Annotated in this window: 17 protein-coding genes; 2 read left to right on the forward strand and 15 right to left on the reverse strand. The window is 72.2% G+C overall.

What is annotated here, in order from left to right:
* Window positions 1-431: 431 nt before the first annotated feature.
* The 13 genes from VN520_RS24230 to VN520_RS24290 form a co-directional block, all read right to left on the reverse strand.
* Window positions 432-1565, reverse strand: coding sequence for a S1 family peptidase (locus VN520_RS24230; protein WP_325749065.1), 1134 nt, complete (start codon window positions 1563-1565; stop codon window positions 432-434).
* 169 nt (window positions 1566-1734) lie between these two features.
* Window positions 1735-3249 (reverse strand): carboxylesterase/lipase family protein, encoded by a 1515-nt coding sequence (locus VN520_RS24235; RefSeq protein WP_325749049.1) that lies wholly within the window; start codon window positions 3247-3249, stop codon window positions 1735-1737.
* Window positions 3250-3497: 248 nt separating this feature from the next.
* Window positions 3498-4970, reverse strand: coding sequence for a UDP-N-acetylmuramoyl-L-alanyl-D-glutamate--2,6-diaminopimelate ligase (locus tag VN520_RS24240; protein ID WP_325749050.1), 1473 nt, complete (start codon window positions 4968-4970; stop codon window positions 3498-3500).
* A gap of 329 nt (window positions 4971-5299) precedes the next feature.
* On the reverse strand, window positions 5300-6847 hold the full coding sequence (locus VN520_RS24245) for an ABC transporter ATP-binding protein (protein ID WP_325749051.1): 1548 nt from the start codon (window positions 6845-6847) through the stop codon (window positions 5300-5302).
* Window positions 6844-7653 (reverse strand): ABC transporter permease, encoded by an 810-nt coding sequence (locus VN520_RS24250; RefSeq protein ID WP_325749052.1) that lies wholly within the window; start codon window positions 7651-7653, stop codon window positions 6844-6846. Before VN520_RS24250 ends, VN520_RS24245 begins: the two co-directional genes overlap by 4 nt.
* Window positions 7650-8603 carry an ABC transporter permease gene (locus VN520_RS24255; protein ID WP_325749053.1) on the reverse strand — a complete coding sequence of 318 codons (954 nt, stop codon included), beginning with the start codon at window positions 8601-8603 and terminating at the stop codon, window positions 7650-7652. The genes VN520_RS24250 and VN520_RS24255 overlap by 4 nt, the downstream gene beginning before the upstream one ends.
* Entirely contained in the window at window positions 8600-10195 is a 1596-nt protein-coding gene (locus tag VN520_RS24260; RefSeq protein WP_325749054.1) for an ABC transporter substrate-binding protein, read from the reverse strand. The genes VN520_RS24255 and VN520_RS24260 overlap by 4 nt, the downstream gene beginning before the upstream one ends.
* A gap of 97 nt (window positions 10196-10292) precedes the next feature.
* Window positions 10293-11099 (reverse strand): class I SAM-dependent methyltransferase, encoded by an 807-nt coding sequence (locus tag VN520_RS24265; RefSeq protein ID WP_325749055.1) that lies wholly within the window; start codon window positions 11097-11099, stop codon window positions 10293-10295.
* Entirely contained in the window at window positions 11096-12367 is a 1272-nt protein-coding gene (locus VN520_RS24270) for an MFS transporter (protein WP_325749056.1), read from the reverse strand. The genes VN520_RS24265 and VN520_RS24270 overlap by 4 nt, the downstream gene beginning before the upstream one ends.
* Entirely contained in the window at window positions 12364-13431 is a 1068-nt protein-coding gene (locus tag VN520_RS24275) for an enolase C-terminal domain-like protein (protein WP_325749057.1), read from the reverse strand. The genes VN520_RS24270 and VN520_RS24275 overlap by 4 nt, the downstream gene beginning before the upstream one ends.
* Window positions 13428-14513 (reverse strand): PLP-dependent cysteine synthase family protein, encoded by a 1086-nt coding sequence (locus tag VN520_RS24280; RefSeq protein WP_325749058.1) that lies wholly within the window; start codon window positions 14511-14513, stop codon window positions 13428-13430. Before VN520_RS24280 ends, VN520_RS24275 begins: the two co-directional genes overlap by 4 nt.
* Window positions 14510-15349 (reverse strand): Rossmann-like domain-containing protein, encoded by an 840-nt coding sequence (locus VN520_RS24285; protein WP_325749059.1) that lies wholly within the window; start codon window positions 15347-15349, stop codon window positions 14510-14512. Before VN520_RS24285 ends, VN520_RS24280 begins: the two co-directional genes overlap by 4 nt.
* A complete protein-coding gene (locus VN520_RS24290; protein WP_325749060.1) occupies window positions 15346-16602 on the reverse strand; it encodes an ATP-grasp domain-containing protein in 1257 nt (418 codons plus the stop codon). Before VN520_RS24290 ends, VN520_RS24285 begins: the two co-directional genes overlap by 4 nt.
* Window positions 16603-16815: 213 nt before the next feature.
* Between VN520_RS24290 and VN520_RS24295 the strand changes: the two genes are divergently transcribed.
* Window positions 16816-17292, forward strand: a complete 477-nt coding sequence (locus VN520_RS24295; protein ID WP_325749061.1) for a DUF5709 domain-containing protein — start codon at window positions 16816-16818, stop codon at window positions 17290-17292.
* A gap of 394 nt (window positions 17293-17686) precedes the next feature.
* Window positions 17687-19519, forward strand: coding sequence for an ABC transporter ATP-binding protein (locus tag VN520_RS24300; RefSeq protein WP_325749062.1), 1833 nt, complete (start codon window positions 17687-17689; stop codon window positions 19517-19519).
* A gap of 88 nt (window positions 19520-19607) precedes the next feature.
* Here VN520_RS24300 and VN520_RS24305 read toward each other — a convergent pair whose 3' ends face one another.
* Together VN520_RS24305 and VN520_RS24310 are read right to left on the reverse strand one after the other, a co-directional pair.
* On the reverse strand, window positions 19608-20450 hold the full coding sequence (locus VN520_RS24305; protein ID WP_325749063.1) for a HEAT repeat domain-containing protein: 843 nt from the start codon (window positions 20448-20450) through the stop codon (window positions 19608-19610).
* 109 nt (window positions 20451-20559) lie between these two features.
* Window positions 20560-22377, reverse strand: a complete 1818-nt coding sequence (locus VN520_RS24310; RefSeq protein WP_325749064.1) for a serine/threonine-protein kinase — start codon at window positions 22375-22377, stop codon at window positions 20560-20562.
* Between the last annotated feature and the right edge of the window lie 336 nt (window positions 22378-22713).

The following is a 22713-nucleotide window of genomic DNA, read 5'->3' on the forward strand; positions in this document are numbered from 1 at the left end:
TTCGGCGACGGCGAGACGCCCCCGTCACATGTCCGCGGCCGGCCCAGTGGACGGGACGTGGCAGCCGCATGGGGATGCGGCTGCCCTCATGGAGGATCAGGGGAGCGCTCTCCCGCGTGTTGCCAGTGTTGCGTCGCCGTCGAGAACATGCCAAGAGTTGGCGAACAGCGCTTATCGCACCGGAAGTCGGCCGTCCCACCCCCTGCGGGCGCAGGGCCGGGAGGCACAAGGCCGACGCGCTGCGGGGCCCGCTCTTCAGGGCTCACCGTGATGCGGTCGGGACCGGTCCCCCGAGGACCGGCCGGACCGTAGGCCGGTGGCGGGACCGCCGGCGCTCACAGCGGAGGTCCGCCGCGGCAGGGGGGCACCCCGTTGCCGCAGCGGACCGGTCGTGTTCGCGCCGGGTCAGCAGGTCCCGGCGGTGTCATCCGTCATGCCGTGTGGAGGGTCAGCCCGTAGCGGTTGAGGATCTCGTTGATGGGCTGGTGCCAGGTCTCACCGCCGCCGCTGCAGTTGCCCCAGCCGCCCGACGTGACGCCCTGGGCCTGATCGCCGCTGATGAACGCGCCGCCGGAGTCACCCGGTTCGGCGCATACGCTGGTCTTGGTCATCTGATGGACGGCGCCCTGGCTGTAGTTCACGGTCTCGTTCTTGGCGAGGACACTGCCGCAGTGCCAGTGGGTGGTGGAACCCGAGCGGCAGATCGAGGCGCCGATGGGGGCCTCGTTGGAGCCGCGGACCAGCTGGTCGGACACCGTGCCCCAGCCGAGGACCACCGGGACGGTCCACCAGCCGCTGCCCACGTTCACCCAGGCGTAGTCGTCACCGGGGAAGGACGAACCCTGGAAGTTTCCGATGGCCGAGCCGTCCCAGCCTCTCACCGCTCCGCCCGCACGGCCGCAGTGGCCCGCCGTGACGAAGCCGCCGTGCACCGAGAAGCCTATGGAGCAGCGGACGTTGCCGGTGTAGTAGGGGTCGCCGCCGACCGTTCCCGCGGCGAAGGTCTGCGGGGCCCCGGCGGTCTGCTCCACCGTGACGGGGCCGGCCTTGCGCGCCTTGGCGAGGAACGCGCGGACATCGTTGTCACCCTGTGCGGAGGCGACGACGTCCACCACGACGCTGTTCGCCCGGGGGTCGACGTGCCAGCTGCTGATCCCCTCAGGGGCGGAGAGTGCGTCCAGCTTGTTCTTGACGGCGTCGAGCTCGCGCTCCGTGTGGTCGACCACCCGGGTCTGCGCACCGGTCGCACGGACGGCACCGGCCTTGGCGTCGTCCGTGACGGCCACCGTCAGCTTGCCGCTGCCCGCGTCGAACCAGGAGCCGCCGTACGACGCCCCGGCCGCGCTGCGCGCCTTTCCCTGCAGTGCTGTTGCCCGCTTCTCCGCGGTGAGCCGCGCCTCTGCCTGGCTTTTCGTCAGTCCGAGGTCGCGCTGCATGGCCGTGATGATCCCGGACGAGGCCTGGGGTGCGGCGGAGGAGGGGGAGCCGGCGGCCGAGGCCTGGGTGAGCCCGGCGGTCGCCCAGGCACCGATGATGAGCAGTGCGGAGAGACCGGTCCGCACCATCGTCGTATGTCTCAAGGGATTGCTCCTTCTGTTGTTCCAGCATCGTGGGGGTGGAACAGGAAGCGTCCAAGAGCCGTCTGAGAGCGCTCTCAGAGGTATCACCTACGGACTGTAGTCCAGTTCGACGGTCAGGTCCATGCCAATGACATCCCCCGATCGGTGCGGTGGGTCAGGGCGTGATCAGGGGGAGCCCCGAGGCGCGCCATGGGGCACGGAACGCGTCCCACCGGCCACTGGGCACATCCGAGGAGACGGTGTCCCAGATCCGTACGGGGCTGCCCGCCGCGTCGAGCGGCGGCCAGCCGGGGTCGCCGGTGGCCGCGAACTCCGCCCATGCGCGCGCCATGCGCGACGAGAGCTCGCGGTCCGCGGCACCCGGAGGCCCTCCGATGAGGAAGTGGACGTTCTCGTCGTCCACGGTGCCGAAGGCGAACGGGATGTCCGCGCAGTGCCAGGCCCTGACGGGCCTCCCCCGGCCGTCGTGCCGCCGGACGAAGCGTGAGAGCCGGGTCCGGCCCCCTCCCCCCGCGTGGACCTCGGCCAGCCTGCAGCTGTACTCGGCGAACTGGAGGTCCCCGTACAGGGCCAGATAGGTCTCGTGCACGGATGCCTCCGGTGCGAGCCGACGATAGGCGTCCAGCACCGCGTCCTGGATGTGGAGATCCGCTGCGAAGACGGCGAGTCGGCTCTCTTCGGTGACCTTCGCACAGCTACCCGTCTCGTCCAGCAGCCAGAATTCCTCCGCCGTGTGACAGACCAGCAGGTCGGCCTCCCGGCCGGCTCCGGAGGCGAACGCCGTGAGCGGGTCGAGGGGCAAGGCGGTGCCCCCCGCCACCGGCCCGTAGATCGCCGGATCGTAGTGGCGTGCTCCGGATGCGGGATCGCGCCGGTATCCGTCGGCCACCCGGTCGGAGGCATCGACCAGTGCCTTCGGGGAGGCGGACACCAGCCCGGCGTACGTGGCCGGCACACCGGCCTCCGCGGCCACCTCCGCCGTGGTACGGGCGGCGGAAGCAGGCGAGGCGCAGGCGTTCACGGGGCTGTGGGCGATGGCGCGCCGGAACAGTCCGCGCGCCCCGTCCATCGCCATCAGGCAGGCGACCGAGGTCGCCCCGGAGGACTGTCCGGCCACGGTGACGAGGCCTGGGTCACCGCCGAACGCCGCGATGTTGTCCCGCACCCATGCGAGCGCGGCGATCTGGTCGAGCAGTCCCCGGTTGTCCGGGCAGGGCTCGGTGCCGGCGGCGGGCGGGACATGGCCGAATCCCTCGAAGCCCAGCCGGTAGTTGAGCGTGACGACCACGAGCCCGTGGGCGGCCAGGACGGCACCGTCGAAGTCCGGCTGCGCCGAGGAGCCGAAGGCGTAGGCACCACCATGGATCCAGACGAGCACGGGCAGCGCGTCGCCGTCGTTCCCGGGCGTCCAGATGTTGAGGCTGAGCACGTCCTCGTCACCCGGGGACCAGGCAGGCGCTCCCGGCAGTTGCGCCGACTGCGGGGCCACGGGGCCGAAGGCGGTGCAGTTCCTGGTCCCGCCCCAGGCCGCTGCCGGGCGCGGCGCCCGGAACCGGTCGGCGCCGAACGGCGGCGCGGCGTACGGGATCCCGCGCAGTACGGCCACTCCGGGCGCGTACGTGGACACGGCTCCCGCGACCGCCCCGCTCTTCGTCGTGAACACCGTCATCCGCACTCCCGCTCCCCCGCTGTCCCGCCACCGGCCGGGCGGGCGTGGCGATCAGCTTCGCAGCGGGCGGGCGGCCCGGGCCAACACCGGGATCGCGACGATTGACGCAGTCACGATGTGAATGACCGCAGGTGCTGCTTCCCGTGCCGAGGCGGCTCCGGTCGGTTCCGTACGAGGGCGGTCTCCGGCAGGAGCGCCCGGACACGAGGGCTCCTGCCCTGCGTGTGGGGCCGGCCTGTTCTCCGGGGTCAGTTCCCGGTGAGTTCCCGCACGGTTGCCATGTCGCTGAACGGCAGGAGCGTCTCACCGACGATCTGGTACGGCTCGCTGCCCTTGCCGGCGATCAGGACGATGTCCTCCGGTCCGGCCGCCTCCAGCGCGAAGGCGATGGCACGCCGGCGGTCGGTGAAGCGTTCGTACGGCGTACCCGTTTCCGCGATGCCCGGAGCCACCTGGTCCAGAATCGTCTCCGGGTCCTCGTTGCGCGGGTTGTCCGAGGTCAGGACGCACAGGTCGGAATGTGTTCCGGCGATCGTCCCCATCTCGGCGCGCTTGGTGGTGTCCCGGTCCCCGCCACAGCCGAAAACGGTGATGACCTCGGCGCGGGCGAAACCGCGAATGGTGCTCAGCACCTTGTTCAGCGAGTCCGGGGAGTGGGCGTAGTCCACGATCACCGAGGTGCCGTCGGCAGTCGTGAAGCGTTCGAAGCGGCCTGGGATCTGCGGCATCCGTTCGAGCGCGGCGACCAGTCCCGGCAGGCTGTGCCCCAAGGTGTGGCAGGCCGCCACCGTGGCCAGCGCGTTCGACACGGAGAACCTGCCGGGCGCGGGGATGGCGGCCGGGTACTTGCGGCCGTCGTGGTGCAGCGTGAAGCGGGTGCCCGAGGCGTCGACGACCAGGTCGGTGGCCCGGTAGTCGGCCTCGGTGTCGAGGGCGTACGTGGTCACTGCGCCGGGCATCATCGCCTCGATACGGGCACTCACCGGGTCGTCCGCGTTGACCACGGCGTGCCCGCACAGCCCCTGGAAGAGCCGGAGTTTGGCGTCCCGGTAGCTGTCCATCGTCCCGTGGTCGTCCAGGTGGTCCTGGCTCAGGTTGGTGAAGACCCCGACGTCGACGAAGGTACGGTCGACCCGGTGCGTCAGCAGGCCCATGGACGTTGCCTCCAGCACGACGGTGCCCACCCCGCGGTCGCGCATGCACCCCAGCAGATACTGCAGGTCGGGAGATTCCGGAGTGGTCAGCACCGACCGGGGCATGGGGATCAGCTCGTCGCCGATGCGACTCCCGGCCGTGCCGATGACCCCTGCTCCCGCCCCCTCGGAGATCCGCAGCACGGATTCGACCATGTACGAGACGGAGGTCTTCCCGTTGGTACCGGTGATCGCCACCATGTCCATCCGCCGCCCCGGCTCGCCGTAGTAGCGCGAGGCGACGACGGCGGCCGCGATCCGGGCGTCCGGCACCTGTACGACACAGACGTCACCCACCGTCGCGGGCAGTGTGCGACCGCCCTCCACGAGAACCGCTGCGGCGCCCCGGGCGAGGGCGGGGGCGACCGCGTCCGGGCCTCCCTCGATGTGCCCGGGCACGGCGATGAACAGGGATCCCGGCGCCACGCGGTCCGCGTCGAAAGCCGCCCCGGCGGTGATGTGCGTCTTGTCCGGGTCTCCCTGCAGGATGCGGTGGTTCTGTCCGGCCAGCAGCTCGCTCAGCTTCAAGGTGGTCCCTTCGAGGGTGGCTCGGACCGTGGTGCGGCCGTCGCCGGAACGCCGCGACGGCGGTGCGCCGGGGCAGCGGTGGTGAAGTGGAGCGTGTGCGATGTGGAGGCGGTCCGTGGTGTGGTCACGGGAGGCGCGGGAGCATGACACAGAGGCAGGCCGGCGTCGCCGGACCGGTGACAGAGCGCTGAAGGCCGCTAGCCGTGTCCGTGCAGGACTGCGCGGCAGCTCGCGGGCACACAGGGGGCGGCCCGGTGCGGGCACTTCCCTGTGGCGCCGGTGTCATCCATGCACCGAGTGTACGTCCGTGCGGACGGCCCGGATTCCGCTCAGGGGCGCACCCCGGTCCCCCGCCCCTGTGAGGCACGGACCAGTGAGACCGTGAACGGGTGCCGGGGGGCGGTCAGGATCTGTTCCGCCGGCCCCTCCTCCACCACCTCGCCCCCGTCCAGCACGGCCATACGCGTCGCCGGTGCCGCGGTGTCGAGGTCGTGCGTGATCAGGATGATGCCCGGAGCGTCCGGCCGGCGGACCAGCGCGGCGAGCAGATCGAGCAGGGAGCGCCTGGTGACGGGGTCGAGTCCCGAGGTGATCTCGTCGCAGACCAGTACCCGGGGCCGCGCGAGGAGCGCTCTGGCGAGGGCGGCACGCTGCAGTTCACCGCCGGAGAGCCGCCCGGGAAGCCTGCGCACGAGGCTCTCGTCCAGCCCGAGGTCCGTCAGCACCCTCTGGGCCTCGGCAGCCGCTTCCCTGCGCTCGGTGCCGTGCAGCCGTACCGCTGTGCGGGCCACCTGGTCCAGGACCGGCCGGTGCTCGTCGAAGGCGGCCCGCGCGTCCTGGAAGACGTACTGCACGGCGGCGAGCTGCCCGCGGCTGCGGTCCCGCACGCTGCGCGGCAGTGCTGCGCCGTCGAGCAGGACCTGCCCGGTGTGGTCGCGGTGGAGGCCTGCGAGACAGCGGCCGAGGGTGGTCTTGCCGCTGCCCGAGCGGCCGACGACGGCGAGGCATTCGCCGCTGCGGAGGGCGAGCCCGTCCACGCTCAGCACCGGGACGCGGTCGCCGCCGGCCCGGTGAAGGGCGGTGAGTCCGCTGACCGTCAGCACCTCCGCACCGGTGTGCCCGGGATCCGCGTACGGCAGGGTCCTCGGTTCGGCGAGCAGTTCCTTGGTCCACGGGTGCGTGGGAGCGTCCAGGATGCGGTGGACCGGGCCCTGCTCCACCACACGGCCGCCGCGCATCACCAGTACCTCGTCGGCCAGTTCGCGTACGACGTCGAGGTCGTGACTGAGCAGCAGTACGGCGATGCCCCGGCCGGCCACCGCCGCGAGCTGGTCGACGACGCGACGCCTGGTCAGGGCGTCCTGTCCGGTGGTGGGCTCGTCGGCGACGATGACGCGGGCGCCGAGGAGCAGCGCCTGCGCCAGGACGACACGCTGCTGCTGGCCGCCGGACAGCTGGTGCGGGTAGCGGCCCAGCACTTCGCCGGGATCGGTGAGCTGGGCATCGGCGAGAGCCTCGGCCACGCGCTGCCGTGCTGCGGCCCGGCGTTGCGGCCTGGGCAGGCCACGCACTTGCTGCCGCGCCATGTCCCGCAGCAGGGATCCGGTGCGGCGGGCCGGATTGAGGACGGCCGCGGGGTGCTGGGGGATGTAGCCGATCCGGGTGTCGTGCACGGCCACCTCACCCGTCACCCGCGCTCCCTCGGGGTACTCGCCGAGCAGCGCGAGGCCCGTCGTGGTCTTGCCGCTGCCCGACGCACCGACCAGGGCCGTGACGGTGCCGGGCCGGAGCCGGAGCGAGACCCGGTCGACGAGCGCCCGGCCGTCGGCCTCGACGGTCAGCCCGGAGACGGCGGCGATCACAGGCTGGTCGTTCATGGGCGACGGCCCTTCCGGGACGGGGTGCGGTTCTCCATGGCGGCGTCGACGAGCAGATTGCTGCCCATGGTCAGTGCGACGATGAGCAGCGCCGGCACGACGACCGCCCAGGGCTGGATGAGCAGTCCGGTGCGGTTGCGGTCCACCATCACGGCCCAGTCGGCTGCGTCCGGGGCGACTCCGATGCCCAGGAAGGCCGCGGTGGCCACGAGGTAGAGGACCCCGGTCAGCCGGATTCCGGCGTCGGTGGCGAGGGTGCGCAGGATGGACCGTCCGACGTATCCGACGGCGAGGCGCCACCAGCTCTCCCCCTGCATGCGCAGCGCCTCCACCGCGGGCCTGGACGCCGCCTCCGCCGCGGCCGCGCGCACGATCCGGGCCGCATCCGGGACGGAGACGAAGGCCACCAGCAGCGTGAGTCCCGCGGCTCCGGGCGGAAAGGCTGCGGCGACCAGCAGGATCATGAGCAGCGAGGGGACGGCGAGGAGCACGTCCAGGGGGCGCATCAGCACTTCCTCCAGCCACCTGCGGTGGGTGAGCGCGCTGATCAGCCCGAGCGGCAGGGCGACGAGGTACGCGAGAGCCGTGGCGGCCAGCGCGACGAGGACGACGGGCCGTCCGCCGAGCAGCACCTGCTGCACGACGTCCCGGCCGACGAAGTCCGTGCCCAGCCAGTGGCCGCCGCCGAGGGTGAAGGAGGCACTGCGGGCGGAGGGCTCCCCCACGAGGAACGGCCCTGCCAGGGCGAGGCCGAGCGGGAGCGCGGCGACGGCCGCCCCGGGGCCGTATCTGCGAAGCCGCTTCACGCAGCCACCCCCGAGCGGGGTGCGAGCCGGTGGGTGACGAGGTCGGCGCCGAGGTTGAGCACGACGGTGGCGAGGCCGAAGACCACCGCGAGGCCCTGTACGACGGGGATGTCGCGGTCGGCGACCGCGTTCATGAGGACGGTGCCGAGCCCGGGGATCACGTAGAGGGCCTCCACGACGATGACGCCGCACAGCAGCCAGTCGATGGTGCGGGCGAGTTGCTGGGTGGCGGGAGCGAGGGCGTTGGGCAGGGCGTGTCCGTAGCGGATGCGGGCACCGGAGATTCCGTACCGCTTGGCATGGGCAGTGTAAGGGGCGGCGAGCGCCTCGATCATTGCGGCCCTGACCAGCCGGGCCAGTGAGCAGACGGGCCGGGCGAGCAGGACCAGCACGGGCAGGACCAGCACGGTGGGGTGGGCGAGCAGACCGTTGCCGTAGCCGACGGCGGTGGGCGGGAACCAGCCGAGCCGGAGGGCGAAGACGCTCACCAGCAGCACTCCGAGGGCGAATTCGGGGACGGCGTAGACACCGAGGGTCGCGGAGCTGATCAGCCGGTCGGTGAACCGCCCTTCGTGGCGGGCGGCCAGGACGCCGAGGCCCACCCCCGCCGGGACCAGGAGCAGGACCGTGACCGTGGCGAGGAGCAGGGTCGGGCCGAAGCCGTCCACGAGGAACCCGGACACGGGACGCCCGGAGGTGAGCGAGGTGCCGAAGTCGCCGTGCAGCAGCCCGGTGACCCAGTCGGCCAGGCGCTCGTGGGCGGGCCGGTCGAGTCCCATCGCCTCGCGGACGGCCGCGATGCGCTGCGGGTCCGGCTGGTCCCCGGCGAAGGCCACCGCCGCGTCGCCCGGCAGCGCTTCGGTGAGTGCGAAGACCAGCAGCACCACGGCCGCGGTCTGCAGGGCGCCGAGGAGCAGCCGCCGGGCGATCCAGGAACGCAGGCCGTTCACGCCAGCCAGACCTTGTCGAAGCGCGCCCAGTCCAGGGTGTTGGCGGGTGCTTCACGGGCCACACCCCGCAGGGAGCGTGCGGTGCCGAGGATCCAGTCGCCGAAGCCCCAGACGAGGAAGCCCCCCTCGGCGTGCAGCTGCCGCTGCATCCGTCCGTAGAGCGCGGCCCGTGCCGCCTTGTCCTTGGTGGACTGGGCCTGCCGGTAGAGCGTGTCGAAGGCCTTGTCCTGCCATTTGGTGGCGTTGGTGGTGGAGTCGGTGAGCAGGCGCTGGGAGATGTGGGACTCGATGGGCATGGCTCCGGACCGGTAGCAGCACAGGGTGCCCGAGTCGAGGATGTCCTTCCAGTAGGAGTCCTTGCTGCCCATCCGTACGTCGACGGTGACTCCGGCGCGCGCTGCCTGGTCCCGGAAGATCCCGGCGGCCTCGGTGAATCCGGCGGCGACGGCCGAGGTGTCGAGAGTGACCTTCAGGCCTTGCGCGCCCGCCTGTTCGAGGAGACGGCGGGCACGGCCGATGTCCTGTCGGCGCTGCGGGAGTTCGTCCGCGTAGTACTCGTATCCCTTTCCGAACAGGTCGTTGCCCGTCTCGCCCGCTCCGGACAGGGCACCGTCCACGAGTTCCTGGCGGTCGGCGATGAGGAAGAACGCCTCGCGGACCCGGGGATCGTCGAAGGGCGGACGGTCGGTCTTCATGGCGAAGGCCTGCATCGCGCTGTTGCGCAGTCGGACGATCTCGATGCTGTCCGCCTTCTCGTGGGCGCGTCCGGTGGCGGGGTTGAGCTCGTGCGCGTACTCGACCTGGCCACCGAGGAGGGCGTTGATCCGGGCGGACTCCTCGTTGGCGACGACGAATTCGAGCTCGTCCAGGTGCGGGGCCCCGTCCCAGTGCGCTTCGTTGCGCCGCAGGACGGTGGAGCGGCCCGGTGTGAAGGAGACGAACCGGAAGGGCCCGGAACCGATCGGCTCGCGGTCGAACGCGGTGGCGCCGTCCTGGACGATGTAGGTGCCGAAGGCGGCCAGCACGTTGGGGAATTCGGCGGTCGGCCGCTTGAGCACGAACTCGACGGCCCGCTCCCCCGTCGCCCGGCTCGCCTTCAGATCGATGGGTTCCAGCGATGCGCGGGCGCGGTACGCCTTGTCGGGGTCGGCGATGCGGCGGTAGCTGTACAGGACGTCGGCGGCGGTCACCGGTTTCCCGTCGTGGAATTCCGCCTGTCTCAGCGTGACGGTCCAGCGGTCGAGGCCGGCGTTCGGCTCCCAGGACTCGGCCAGGCGCGGCACCGCGGACAGGTCGGCGCCGTAGTCGGCGAGCTTGTCGAAGAGCGCCTTGCTGCGGGCGGCGTCGGCGAAGAGGTTTCCCAGGTGCGGGTCGAGGGTTTCGCTCGCGCCTCCTCCTGCGAAGGCGGCGCGCAGCCGCCCGCCGCGCCGGGGGGCGCCGTCCCCGTTGCCGGCGGCCGTCTTCGGGCCGGCGGATCCGGAGCATCCGGCGAGCGTGAGCGCGCCGAGGCCGGCCGCTCCTCCGGCCGCGGCGAGGAAACCGCGTCTGTGCAGGCCGGGGAATCGTTCGTGTCTGTCGGCTGATGCGGTCATGGCTGCTCTCCTGTTGCTGGGCCCGCCGGATCGCCGGCGGGCCCAGCCGGTTTCGTGACGGGCTTCGGTTTCGTGGTGGGTTTCCTGTCGGCCCGCTCTACGTGCTGTGTGTCCTCGCGGACTTCCTGGCGACGAGGTGGAGCCGGTCGCCGTCAGCGGCGGCCCCGGGTCCGGCGCCCGGCTGCCAGGCCGGTTCGGTGCGTGGTCCGGGACCGTCGTACAGGGCGAGGACGTCGAAGCCGTGGGCGGTGAGGAAGTGGCGCAGTTCCTGGGGCAGGAGCAGCCGCCACGCGGAGTGCTCCTCGACGGGCGCGCTGCCGTCGTCGGCGGTCCAGCTGCGGGTACGCCGCAGGAGCTGGGCGGCGCGGTCGATGTGCAGTGCGGTGGTCGAGCGGTACGTCGTGCCCTGCCAGGTGAAGCGGGAGACGGCGGGCACGGTGGGGGGTTCGGCCCGGCCGAGGAAGTACGCGCCGTTGCGCATCTCCGCGACCAGCAGGCCGCCGGGCACCAGCGTCCGGCGGCACGACGCCAGGAATCCGTCGAGCTGCTCGTTCGTGTGGCAGTACAGCAGTGAGCTGTCCAGGCACACCACTGCGTCGAAGACTCGCTGACCGAAATCGAACCGGCTGAGATCGGCCTGTACGTACTGCGGACCCGGGTGGTGGGTCCCGGCGTGGGCGAGCATGGTGGCGGAGAGGTCGGCGGCCGTGACATGCCGTCCGGCACCGTGGAGGAAGGCGGCGTCGCGGCCGGTCCCGCAGCCCAGGTCCAGGACGGCCTGGCCGGCGCCGTACCGTCGCAGGAGGTCTTCCGCCCAGCGCCCGGCGAGGCGGTCGGGGTCGGGGAACCTGGCCTCGTACAGGTCCGGGCGGTCGGTCAGCAGGTTCCCCGTGCGGCGCTTCATGCCGTCACCGGCAGGCGGGCGGGCTGCGTACGGGGCAGGGTGCCGCTGCGGTGCAGCCAGGTCACGCCGGCCGCCGAGACGAGTCCGGCCGCCAGGCAGCAGGCCCAGGGGAGCAGTGCGGCAGGGCTGCCGCCGCCTCCCCGGGCGGCGTCCATGGCCCAGCCGACAGCCGCGTTGCCGACGGCCGCGGCGATGCCGGAGACGGCGTAGAAGATCCCGAAGTACGTGCCTGTCAGCGTCTGTCTGCCGAAGCTCGGGATGAGCTCCATGACGAAGGGCTGCGCGGTCATGACCCCCAGGTGCAGCAGGAGGGCTCCGACCAGTACGGGCAGGACGCGCAGGAAGGCGTCCAGAGCTCCGTCCGGGGGCTCACCGGTGCCCGCGACGAGCATCGGCGGTACGAAGGCGAGCCCCATCAGCACCAGTCCGGTGGCGATCCAGCGCCCCCTGGTCCCCCGCCCCTTCAGTGCGCGGGTGATCCGCAGCTGGAACGCGATGCCCGCGATCGTGCCCACGAGGAAGACGAGTCCGGCTGCGCCGTCCCAGCCGGTGGCCTGCCGCGCTCCGGCGGGCAGCAGCAGATAGAGCTGGTTCTCCAGGGTGAACATGCCGACCATGGCCAGTGCGAAGGCGAGGAAGGCGCGGTTGCCGACGGCTTCGCGCCAGTCGGCGGTGACCCTGCCGGTGGCCGGCGGCACGTCCCGGGCGGGAAGCACCAGGGCCTGGGCGACGGTGAGCAGCGCGAAGATCCCGGCGGCGGTGAGCGCGGAGGCCCGGAAGTCGACGAGGAGCAGGGCGCTTCCCAGCAGAGGGCCGATGAGGGCACCGGTCGTCGCGAAGACGTTGAACAGGGCGAACGCCTCGGCCCTGCGCTCCCCTGCTTCCTGGGCGAGATAGGTGCGGACGGCGGGATTGAACAGGGCGCCGGCCAGTCCGCTGAGCACGGAGGCCGCGAGCAGGACGGGCAGTCCGTCGCCGAGCGCGAAGAGGGCGAAGCCCACGGTGCGTATCGCGCATCCGGTGATGATGACGCCCCGGGGGCCGAGCCGGTCGGCGGCGGATCCGCCTATGAGGAAGAGGCCCTGCTGGCTCAGGTTGCGTACGCCGAGGACGATGCCGACGACGGCCGCCGACATGCCCAGGTCGTCGCCGAGGTGGGTGGCGAGGTAGGGGATGAGCAGGTAGAAGCCCGTGTTGACGCCGAGCTGGTTGATGAGCAGCAGGCGGATGGCGAGCGGGAATCCGCGGATCTCGTGCCAGGTCCTCATGAGGCGGCGCTCCGGGTCCCGGCTTCGGTGCGGGGCCGTACGCCGAGACCCGGCCGGCCGTTGGCGGCGACGAATCCGTCGGTGCCGCCGATGCCTGTCCAGGGGTCGTGGGCGAGCAGGAGGTGGCCGTCGAGGTCGGTCCAGCGGGCGCGGTCGGCGATGTGGACCGCGGGGGCGATGCCGAGGGTGCTGGCGGTCAGGCAGCCGAGCATCAGGTCTGTGCCACTGTCCTCGATCAGGGCCGCGATGCGCAGCGCCGCGTGGACACCGCCGCATTTGGCGAGTTTGACGTTGATCCCGTGGACGCGTCCGGCGAGCCGCCGCGCGTCCTCGTAGGTGACCGCGTCCTCGTCCGCGATGACAGGCACGGGTGAGCGGGCTGCGAGCCGTGCCAGGGCCTCCGGATCACCGGGGGCGAGGGGCTGTTCCACGGCCTCGACGCCGAGTTCGGCGAACCGGGGCAGGAGCGCGCGTGCCTGTCCGGCCGACCAGGCCCCGTTGGGGTCGAGGAGGAGCCGGGCGGCCGGGGCGGCTGCGCGGACGGCCCGTACCCGGTGCAGATCGGCCTCCTGGTCCCGGTCGCCCGCCTTGATCTTGATGACGGAGAATCCGGCTTCGGCCAGGCTGCGGGCCTGTGCGGCTGCCCGCTCCGGGGAGGTGAGGGAGATCGTGCGGGCGGTGGCGGTCCTCGGCGCCTCGAAGGACCCGAGGAGGCGGTGCACGGCGGTGCCGGTGCGTTTGCCGGCCAGGTCGAGGAGCGCCGCCTCGGTGGCGGCGGTCACGGCGGCGGGGGTCCCGGGGCCGGTGAGTTCGCCGGCGCGCAGGGCGTGCAGCGCGCTCTCCGGTCCGGCGAAGCGGGCGAGCTGCTCGCCGGTCCGGGCGGCGAGGCGCTGCAGGGCAGGCGTGTCGAGGCCGTAGAAGGTGCTGGTGACGGCCTCTCCATGACCGCTGAGCCCTTCGTGTTCGACGGTGAGGCGCACGGCGTCGCGGGCGGTCATGGTCGAGCGCGAGATGCGCAGCGGTTCGGCGAGGACGAGCCGCACCGTGTGCTGGGTGAGTTTCACGGCTGCCTCTCCAGTCCTTCGGCCAGCGGATCGGTGACGGTGGTGCACCGGGCCCACCCCTCCGGCTGTGGGGCGCGCGGGTGCGGGACGTCGACGGGGGACGCGGCCGCGAGCCCGGGGTCCAGGTGGTGGGCGGTCATGAAGTCGTCGTCGTAGACGGTGCCGAGATAGCGGTGGGGTCCGTCGGGGAAGACGGTGGCGACGGCCGCCCCGGGGTGGGTGCGGGCTGCCCAGGCGGCGACGCGTGCGACGGCCCCGGTGCTCCAGCCGCCGCTGACGAAGTTGCCCCGGGCGAGGCGCCGGCAGGCGTCGGCGGCCTCGGCCGGGCCGATCCAGTGGACCTCGTCGAAGGCGTCGTAGGCGACGTTGCGCGGATGGATGCTGCTGCCGAGACCGCGCATCAGCCGGGGCGCGGCGGCCTGCCCGAAGATGGTGGACCCGGCGGAGTCGACGGCGATGAGGCGCAGGTCCGGCCAGTGTCTGCGCAGCGGCCCGGCGATCCCGGCGCTGTGGCCTCCGGTGCCGACGCTGCACACGAGGATGTCGAGGTGGTCGAGCTGGGTGGCCAGTTCGGCGGCCAGCGAGGCGTAACCCGCCGTGTTGTCCGGGTTGTTGTACTGATCGGGCCAGTACGCGCCGGGCAGCCGGGCGAGGAGGTCGTGCAGCCTCTCCAGCCGGGCGCCCTGCCAGCCGCCGTGCGCGGCGGGGCGCTCCACGAGCTCCAGGCGTGCCCCGTAGGAGCGGAGCAACTGCCGCATGGAAGGCTCAAGTTCACTGTCGCCGACGAGCACGACGGGGTGTCCGAGGGCCTGTCCGGCGAACGCGAGTCCTATGCCGAGCGTGCCGGAGGTCGATTCCACGACCGGTGCGCCGGGGAGCAGTTCGCCGCGCTCCTCGGCACCCAGGAGCATGGAGACGGCGGCCCGCGCCTTCATACCGCCGACGGCGTGTCCTTCGAGCTTGGCCCAGAAGCCGGGGTGGGTCCGGGGCAGTGCGGTGGTGATCCTGGCCAGCGGGGTGCGGCCGAGGAGGGCGAGGAGTTCCCGGTTGGGGTCGAGGGCGGGCAGGGATGCCGTGGTCATGAGGTGCCTCCGTCGTCCGCGCGGTAGCGGTGGATGATGCCGGGGCCGCCGTCGAGCCAGAAGAAGGGATACGGCTCGGCGCACACGGCGGTCACTCCGGCACCCAGGAAGCGGGGCAGGACCGCGCTTCCCGTCTGGGCGAACATGACCAGGGGTTTCGCGTGCTCCCGGGCGCTCCGGCGCAGCGGGTCGAAGGTGCCGTTGCCGAGCGTCATGCCGGAGGCCAGCACCGCGTCACAGCGCCCGATCTCCTTGAGGGCGTCCGTCGTGATGGGCTCCCCCCACTCGGTGGTGCCGCCCTTCAGGTCGCAGGGGATCGCGGTGATCCCTCGCGTACGCAGCTGCGCCAGCAGGGAGTTGACGACACCGACGACCAGGACCGTGCCGCCGGGCGGGACGTCCAGCAGGTCGGTGACGGCAGCGGCCCGCGCCTGCGAGCGCTCCAGCGAACTGCCGGCCGGAATGGTCACCGGCTGCGCGCCGCGGGACGGGGTGTGCGGGTGTACGTCCATCAGGTAGGCGTCCAGTGCCGCGACCCGGACCGGCAGCAGCGGGTGGGCGAGGAGCCCGGCCACATCCGCGCCGGCGCAGTCCTCGACGGTTCCGGCGGGAAGCGCTCCCGGTTCCACCGCGCACGAGCCGACCGCACCGCCTACGCGGAGGCTGAGGACCTCGTTGCGGTATCCGCCGTGCCGCCCGTCGTGCCGTACGGCCTGGGACGTCGTGAAGGCCACGGCGATACGGCGGGTCCGGGGGTCCGGGCCCAGTTCGCCGTGGAGGGCCTGGCCGAGGAGGGTGTCGAAACACGGCGCGGTGGTGCGCGAGGTCGTCGTCATGAGCGCACCAGCAGCGGGCGCACTCCCGCGAGCAGTGCCTCGACGCGGTCCCGCGCGCCGAGCCCGGTGGCGTCGCCCGCCATGATGTGCCCGAGGTAGGCGTTGTTGCTGTCCGCCGCCTCGACCGTGCGGCCCGCCTCGGCGACCTGTACCTCCAGCACGCCGTCGGCGTCCCGCAAGCCGTCGGCGCCCTCCACGGACGCGAGGGTGCCCGCGGCGTCGGGGACGAGGAATCCGATGGCCGCACTGCGCAGTCCGGTGTCGCGGCGCAGGAGGTCGGGCTCTCTGCCGAGCGCCACGTCGACGCAGGCGGCGGCGAGGTCGATCCCCGTGACATGGCGGACCAGCTCGGTGATGCGGTTGCCCGCGGGGCGGGGATTGACCTCCACGACCCGGGGACCGTCCGCCGTCAGCTTGATCTCGGTGTGCGCCACGACGTCGTCGAGCCCCAGGGCCGCCCCGGCGCGCAGTGCGGTGCCGGTCGCGGCGGCGAGGTCGTCCGGGGCGAGTGCGGCCGGGAACATGTGGCCGGTCTCGACGAAGGCCGGGGCCCCGCCGATGCTCTTGTCCGTCACTCCGACGACGTGGGCGGCGCCGCGGCGGGTCACGGTCTCGACGCTCACCTCGGGACCGTGGAGGAACTCCTCGAGCAGGATGTGCGTCGTGCGTCGCTGTCCTCTGGCGTTGCGCGGGAAGGCCGCCAGCGCCCGGCATGCCTCGGTCAGCTGTTCCGCGTCGTCGACCCGGCGGACGAGCATGCCCGCACAGAGATCGACCGGTTTGACCACCAGTGGATACCCGATGTCACGGGCGGCTGCGGCGGCTTCCGCCTCGTCGGCGCACACCGCGAACCGGGGGCCCGGGACCCCGGCGGCGGCCAGGACACGGCGGGTGGCGTCCTTGCGGCAGGCGCTCTCCATGGCTTCGGCCGAGGGGCCCGGCAGGCCCAGGAGTGCGGCGATCCGGGCAACGGTCGGCAGATAGTAGTCACAGGAGGTGACCACTCCGTCGAAGCGCAGAGCCCGGTGGAACCGCTCGACCTGCGGAAGCAGTACGTCGACGTCGTTGGTGGGCGCCGTGACGATGTTCCGGGCGGTGAGCAGAGGGTGCTGCGTCCCCTCCGGCGCGGATCGCAGGTAGTGGTGCAGGTCGCGGGTGAGGAAGGTGAAGTGGTGTCCCCTCTCCCCCAGGGCCCGTGGCAGCAGCCTGCTCATCGATCCCACCCAGCTCTCGACCACCAGCAGATGAGCCACGGGCTCCCCCTTCTCACAGCACGATTGGGATTGCGGGCAGGCAGATGTCACCCCCGTACAGGGGCTTCCGGCCCGACCGCACACACGCTAGCGATAATCGTTTTCATTGTCATCTAAAACGGCGTCATTCCTGTCGGGAACCGGCTTCCGTTGCGTCCCCCGCCGGACCGGAGTGGAATTGCGTACAGGGGGACCCGGAGAAAGGGATGCGCCATGACCGACAGCGACCGGGGGGACGACGTCTACCAGCCCCAGGAGCCGGAGGCCTCGGACCCCGATGACCTGCTGGATCCGCAGGACACCCTGGACACGTCCGGGATCGCCGACGTCCTGGACGAGGGCCACTCCCCGCCGGACCGGCCCTGGGTGGTCGACGACCAGGGCACGACCGCCACTGAACAGCACGCGGGCGAATCCCTGGACAGCCGCCTGGCCAGGGAGGTTCCGGAGGGCGCCGCTCCTGTCGACGGCGGTCCCGGAGATCTGGCGGACGGCGGCGGGGAGTTCTACGGGACGGAAGCGGGGACGGGGCGCGCAGGCAGGCTCACGCAGGAGGGCGACAGGCACGTGCCCTCCACGCTCACCGCCCAGGACGTCGGCACCGACGGCGCGGCGGCGTCCGCCGAGGAAGCGGCCATGCATCTCATTCCCGAGGAGCAGGATCTGTCCGGGGAGGAACCGGCGCGCTGAGCGAGCCGTCCCCGGAACGCACGTCTCCACCGGCTTTCCTCGCTTCCGGCGCTCATTCGTGTGCTCATGCGCGGGAGTGCGACGTGTACGGCGCCGGCCGGCGGGCTCCGCCCCCGCGTGGGATCGGCGTCAGCAGGCCCCGGCACCGTGCACACATGTGCGCCAGTGGCGCGGGGGGGTGGGCGTACAGGCCGAAACGCTCCCCTGTGCTGCCCGTGCCCCTGAAAACACTTGGACGCCGGCCGCCGGCCACGGAAGACTCTCCCTCCCGGACCGCTTGCCGCGGACGCGCGGCCAGCGCTTCCGCCCGGCACGGTGCTGCGCCTTCGGGGCGCAGACCTACCGCCGACAGCGGCGTCCGGAGCAACTGCCCGCGAAACGACATGAGGTCGGCATGGGATCGCAGCAGTCTCACGGCACCGGAGCGGACAAGGGACCGGTCCGGCTCGCACTCCGCCACTACCTGCAGGAGTTGACCCGCCAGCGCGGACTCTCCGTCCCCGCGCTCGCCCTCCCGGCCCTCGGCAACATAGGGATCACGTACGTCGCGCCACTGGTCGTCGCCAAACTCGTCGGCCGGATCTCCGAGGACGGGACCATGGGCGTCCGGGAGGCGCTCCCGTACGTCGGTGTGTTCGCCGGGGTGCTGCTCCTGGCGGAAGCGATGTGGCGGGTGGGGCTGCACTGCCTCAACCGCGTCGACGCCCGAGGCATCGAGCACCTGTATGTCACCGGCATGGACGAGCTGTTCGCGAAGGACGCCGCTTTCTTCCAGGACAATTTCGCCGGATCCCTGACCAAGAGGGTGCTCAGTTTCGCCGCGCGCTTCGAGGAGTTCGTCGACACCCTCACGTTCAACATCGTCGGAAGCCTGGCGCCGCTCCTGTTCGGCACGGTGATCCTCTGGAGCTACGACCCCCTGCTGGTGGCCGGTCTGCTGACGATGATCACGGTGACCGCCGTATGCGCGGCTCCCCTCATCCGGCGCCGCCAGAAGCTGGTCGACCGGCGCGAGGAGGCGATCGCCCGGGTGTCCGGCCATGTCTCGGACGCACTGATGAACATGGACACCGTGCGCGCGTTCGCGGCCGAGGAACGCGAGGCCGCCGAGCACCGGGCACGGGTCGCGGAGTCCCGGCGGCTGACACTGCGCTCATGGGACTACGGCAATCTGCGCATCGACACCCTCGTCGCACCGCTGTCGGTCCTCACCAACGGGCTGGGCCTGCTCCTCGCCGTCGGCATCGGCGCCGGCGGTGGCAGCGTGGAGGCGATCGTGGTCGCCTTCACGTACTACACCGGTTCGACCCGCATCATGTTCGAGTTCAATCAGATCTACCGCCGTCTCGAGAGCTCGATGACCGAGGCCGCCCAGTTCACCGAGCTGCTCCTGGTCCCGCCCACGGTGCTCGACCCCGCGGCACCGGAGCCGCTGAACACGCAGGACGCCGCCGTCCGCTTCGAGCACGTCACCTTCGCCCACGGCGGAGGCGACCCGATCTTCGAGGGACTCGACCTGGACGTGCCGAGCGGGGCCAGGATCGGCCTCGTCGGGCGCTCCGGCGGCGGCAAGACCACACTCACCCGACTGCTGCTGCGGATGGCCGATGTCCGGTCGGGACGCATCCTGATCGGTGGCCAGGACATCAGCCGGTTACGCCAGTCCGACCTGCGGAGCCTGATCGCGTACGTCCCCCAGGAACCGGCCATGTTCCACCGCACCCTGCGCGAGAACATCCGCTTCGCCCGTCCGGACGCCACCGACGCCGAGATCCGCGCGGCCGCCGACGCGGCCCATGTCACCGAGTTCGCCGACCAGCTCCCGGCGGGCTTCGACACGATGGTCGGGGAACGCGGCGTCAAACTCTCCGGCGGGCAGCGTCAGCGGGTCGCCCTCGCCCGGGCGATCCTGCGCGACGCGCCGGTCCTGCTGCTCGACGAGGCGACGAGCGCACTGGACTCCGAGAGCGAGACCCTCGTCCAGCAGGCCCTCTGGCAGCTGATGGAAGGCCGGACCGCGCTGGTCGTCGCGCACCGTCTGAGTACGGTCGCGGCCATGGACCACCTCATCGTGCTCGACCACGGACGCATCGTCGAGCAGGGCACGCACCACGGGCTGCTGCACACCGACGGCGCCTACGCCAAGCTCTGGCACCACCAGTCCGGCGGCTTCCTCGTCGACACCGCCACCGGTGAGCCCGCCGCCACGGCGGAACAGGCACGGTGAGGCCCCTGGTGACCGCCGGCGCGCACCCGGGGCCCCGGGTACGCCGCTGTCCCGCCGGACCGTACGGGTCAGGGCACCCGGGGGCCCGTCAGCGCGCGTCGCGCAGCCCGAGGACGTACGCCGCGGTCAGCGCGACCGTCCGGTCCTCGTCGTGCGACAGATCGGCGAGGGCGCGTGACGCTGCGGGCCCCGGGATGTCCGCGAGCGCCTCCGCCAGCCGTCGGCGCGCGGACGGTCCGGCGGTGCCCGGGGCGAGGAGTTCGACGAGCCTCGTGGCGATCGTCTCCGCCGTCGCGGGACGACCGGCCAGCGCACTCAACGCATCGGCCGCGTCGACGTCGTCCGTCTCCTCCACGACCATGTCGATGAGCGTCGGGACCGCGGCGGCGACTCCACGCGCCCCGAGCGCCGGCGCGGCGCATCTGCGGACGACGGGGTCGGCGTGCGCGGAGGCGGCCCGCAGCAACGCGGCCGCCTCATCGCCCGGTATCCCGGCGAGGGACTGCACGGCACGTCTCCGCACCTCTGCCCCCGGTGAGCCGAGCCCCTCCGCTGCCCGCCAGGCACTCCGCGCCACCTCGTCGTCGGCGTCGGACAGCAGTGCCCGTGTGATCGCCGGCCACGCTCGGCGATCCCCGATCTTCGACAGCGTGTGCAACGCCTGGCTGCGCGCCTGCGTACCTTCCGAGCGGACCTCCCCGATGAGCTGGGGGACGGTCGTTGCTGCCGGGTGGCGGGTGAGTGCCCACGTGAGCATCTCGCGTACGAAGAACTCGGGTTCGATCGCGCACCGCTCGATGAGCTTGTCGACGAAGCGCGGGTCAGGGGTCGTGCCGGCCGCCGGCGCTGCCCGCAGTCTCACCGACGAGTTGTCGTCCCCCCGCTTCCGGAGCGCTCGCGTCGTATCCGTGTTCTGTTCCGGCATGGTCATCGGGGCCCACCTCCCCGACCACGGTGAAGACCCTCTCACCGTGTCAAGGTCAAGGGCGCCTCCACACATCCGGACGAGGCGGGACGAGCACGGGCACGCGGGCCCGGGACTACTCCGCCTTGGCCTCTTCGGCGTTGCGCCAGATCTGCAGGTCGACGGTGACGTACGAGCCGGGGTCGTCCTCGCCGGACCTGCCGCGGTAGGTGGCTACGGCGACATGGCCGGCGTTGCTGAGCACGCAGAACTCCGACCCGTTGCTGAGCTGGTCGAGGCCGATCCTCTCCGTGTAGCGCGTCTCCGTGCGGCAGGTCTCCAGGGAGCCCTTCTGCGTGTTGTTCAGCAGGACGAACTTCCCGTTGGCGGTGCCGAGGGTCGACTCCTCCAGGAAGCTCACGACTCTGAAATAGAGATCTCCCTCGCCGTAGGCCGCGTCCTCGCTCTCGATCGGGCGCGGCGGGCTGTCGGCGAGCATGATCTCGTAGCCCTCCGTCAGGTCGATGCCCTTGTACGAGACCGGTTTCGGATCCGCCTTCTTCCGGCTTCCGCCCGACGTACCGCTGTCGCTCGAACCGCTGGTGCTGTCACTGCTGCTGGGGGACTTGGCCCCGGTGTCCGTGTTCTTCCCTCCCCCGTCCGGCAGCAGGGAACCGACGACTCCCAGCACGAGGATCGCGCCCACGACCGACGCGGCCACGATCAGCCCGGTCCGCTTCGGCTTCACGCGCCCGGGGGGCGCGAACGGAGCCTGGGTGACGGGAGGCGGCGTGTGGTGGCCCGGCGCGGACACGGAGGGCGTCGGATAGCCGGGCGGCGGGGCAGGGCGGCCCTGCGGGGGGTGCATCGGGTACCCGGGCGGTGGCACAGGCCCCGGAGCTCCCGGTGCGCTCCGCGTCGGCGCGGAAGGCATGGCGGACCCGGTCGGCGCGTACGGGTTCACCGCACCCGGCGTCCCGTTCTGCGGGTCGAGCTGGGTCGGTGTCGGCGCGACGGCGGGCTGCGGCGGCGGGGTCTTCGCCGGTTCGGGCAGTCGCAGCCGTTCGGTGATCGATCCCGCGACCGCCTGCGGCAGCCAGTCCTCACCTTGGCGCAGCGCGTCGGGCGACAGTTCGTGGCACAGCTCGATGATTTCCGTCAGGCGCGGCCGGCCGGCCGGGTCGCGGCTGAGGCAGCGGGTCACCAGAGGCAGCAGTTCCGCGGGCAGCCGGCTGAGGTCGGGGTCCTCGTGGACGATCCGGTAGAGCACCGCGTGCGAGGACCCGTCGCCGTAGGCGGGAGAACCGATCGCCGCGAAGGCCGCGATCTGTCCCAGGGCGAAGATGTCGGTGGCGGGGGTGACCGTACCGGCGGACGCCTGCTCGGGCGCCATGAACGCCGGGGTGCCCACGCTGACGCCGGTGCCGGTCAGCGCGGTGGCGTCGGCCGCACGGGCGATGCCGAAGTCGATCACACGAGGGCCGTCGGAGGCCAGGAGCACATTGGCGGGCTTCAGATCACGGTGCACGATGCCCGCGCCATGGATCACGTGGAGCGCCTCGGCGACCCCCACGGTCAGCAGCAGCACACTGCGCAGCGGCAGCGCGCCGTGCCGGGCCACGGCGTGCGCGAGAGAGGGGCCCGGTACGTAGGCGGTGGCGAGCCAGGGCTGTGGGCCGTCGGTGTCGGAGTCGATGACCGGCGCCGTGTACAGACCCTGCACCCGCTGCGCGGCGTGGACCTCCTGCTTGAACCGCCGCCGGAACTCGGGGTCCTCGCTGAACTCGGGCCGGATCACCTTGAGCGCGATGGGCCGGCCGCCCGGCGTGTAGGAGAGATACACCTTGCCCATGCCGCCCGTGCCGAGTACGGCCGCCAGGCGGTAACCGCCCACGACAGCCGGGTCGCCCTCCTGGAGCGGTTTGAAAAGGTGGGCGGAAGGTGTGCTGCTCATGATGAATCATCCCCTGTTTGCGGCAGTTCGGCCCCTGCCGGAGCCGCGAAGCCAAGGGGGAGCGTACCGACTTTCCTGCGCCGCCTTCGCCGTGCCGCGCAACGGTTCCGCTACGGATCCACCGGTCTTCCCGAACGCCTGAACGGGGCTATGAGGAATCATCGAATGCCCGAACCCGACGGCAAGGCGGCGCTGCCGGGACTCCGCGTCCAGCAGGGCGTGCCGGCCTCCAGGCTTCGCCGCGGTGCTCCCGTACGACGGCGGGCTGCGGGCGGAGCGGCTGCCCGCGGTGCCCCGGCCCTCACGCTCCGGAGCGACGACCGCATCACCGGGCCG

Origin of the sequence: Streptomyces sp., from assembly GCF_035563135.1 — a bacterium.
In the GTDB taxonomy this organism is placed as follows: Bacteria; Actinomycetota; Actinomycetes; order Streptomycetales; family Streptomycetaceae; genus Streptomyces.

Excerpts from the sequence above, each read along its gene's own strand:
- VN520_RS24300 (WP_325749062.1), top strand. The coding sequence starts at position 17,687 with ATGGGATCGCAGCAGTCTCACGGCACCGGAGCGGACAAGGGACCGGTC.
- VN520_RS24285 (WP_325749059.1), bottom strand. The coding sequence starts at position 15,349 with ATGACGACGACCTCGCGCACCACCGCGCCGTGTTTCGACACCCTCCTC.
- VN520_RS24295 (WP_325749061.1), top strand. The coding sequence starts at position 16,816 with ATGACCGACAGCGACCGGGGGGACGACGTCTACCAGCCCCAGGAGCCG.
- VN520_RS24260 (WP_325749054.1), bottom strand. The coding sequence starts at position 10,195 with ATGACCGCATCAGCCGACAGACACGAACGATTCCCCGGCCTGCACAGA.
- VN520_RS24310 (WP_325749064.1), bottom strand. The coding sequence starts at position 22,377 with ATGAGCAGCACACCTTCCGCCCACCTTTTCAAACCGCTCCAGGAGGGC.
- VN520_RS24230 (WP_325749065.1), bottom strand. The coding sequence starts at position 1,565 with ATGGTGCGGACCGGTCTCTCCGCACTGCTCATCATCGGTGCCTGGGCG.
- VN520_RS24235 (WP_325749049.1), bottom strand. The coding sequence starts at position 3,249 with ATGACGGTGTTCACGACGAAGAGCGGGGCGGTCGCGGGAGCCGTGTCC.
- VN520_RS24305 (WP_325749063.1), bottom strand. The coding sequence starts at position 20,450 with ATGACCATGCCGGAACAGAACACGGATACGACGCGAGCGCTCCGGAAG.
- VN520_RS24245 (WP_325749051.1), bottom strand. The coding sequence starts at position 6,847 with ATGAACGACCAGCCTGTGATCGCCGCCGTCTCCGGGCTGACCGTCGAG.
- VN520_RS24280 (WP_325749058.1), bottom strand. The coding sequence starts at position 14,513 with ATGACCACGGCATCCCTGCCCGCCCTCGACCCCAACCGGGAACTCCTC.
- VN520_RS24270 (WP_325749056.1), bottom strand. The coding sequence starts at position 12,367 with ATGAGGACCTGGCACGAGATCCGCGGATTCCCGCTCGCCATCCGCCTG.
- VN520_RS24265 (WP_325749055.1), bottom strand. The coding sequence starts at position 11,099 with ATGAAGCGCCGCACGGGGAACCTGCTGACCGACCGCCCGGACCTGTAC.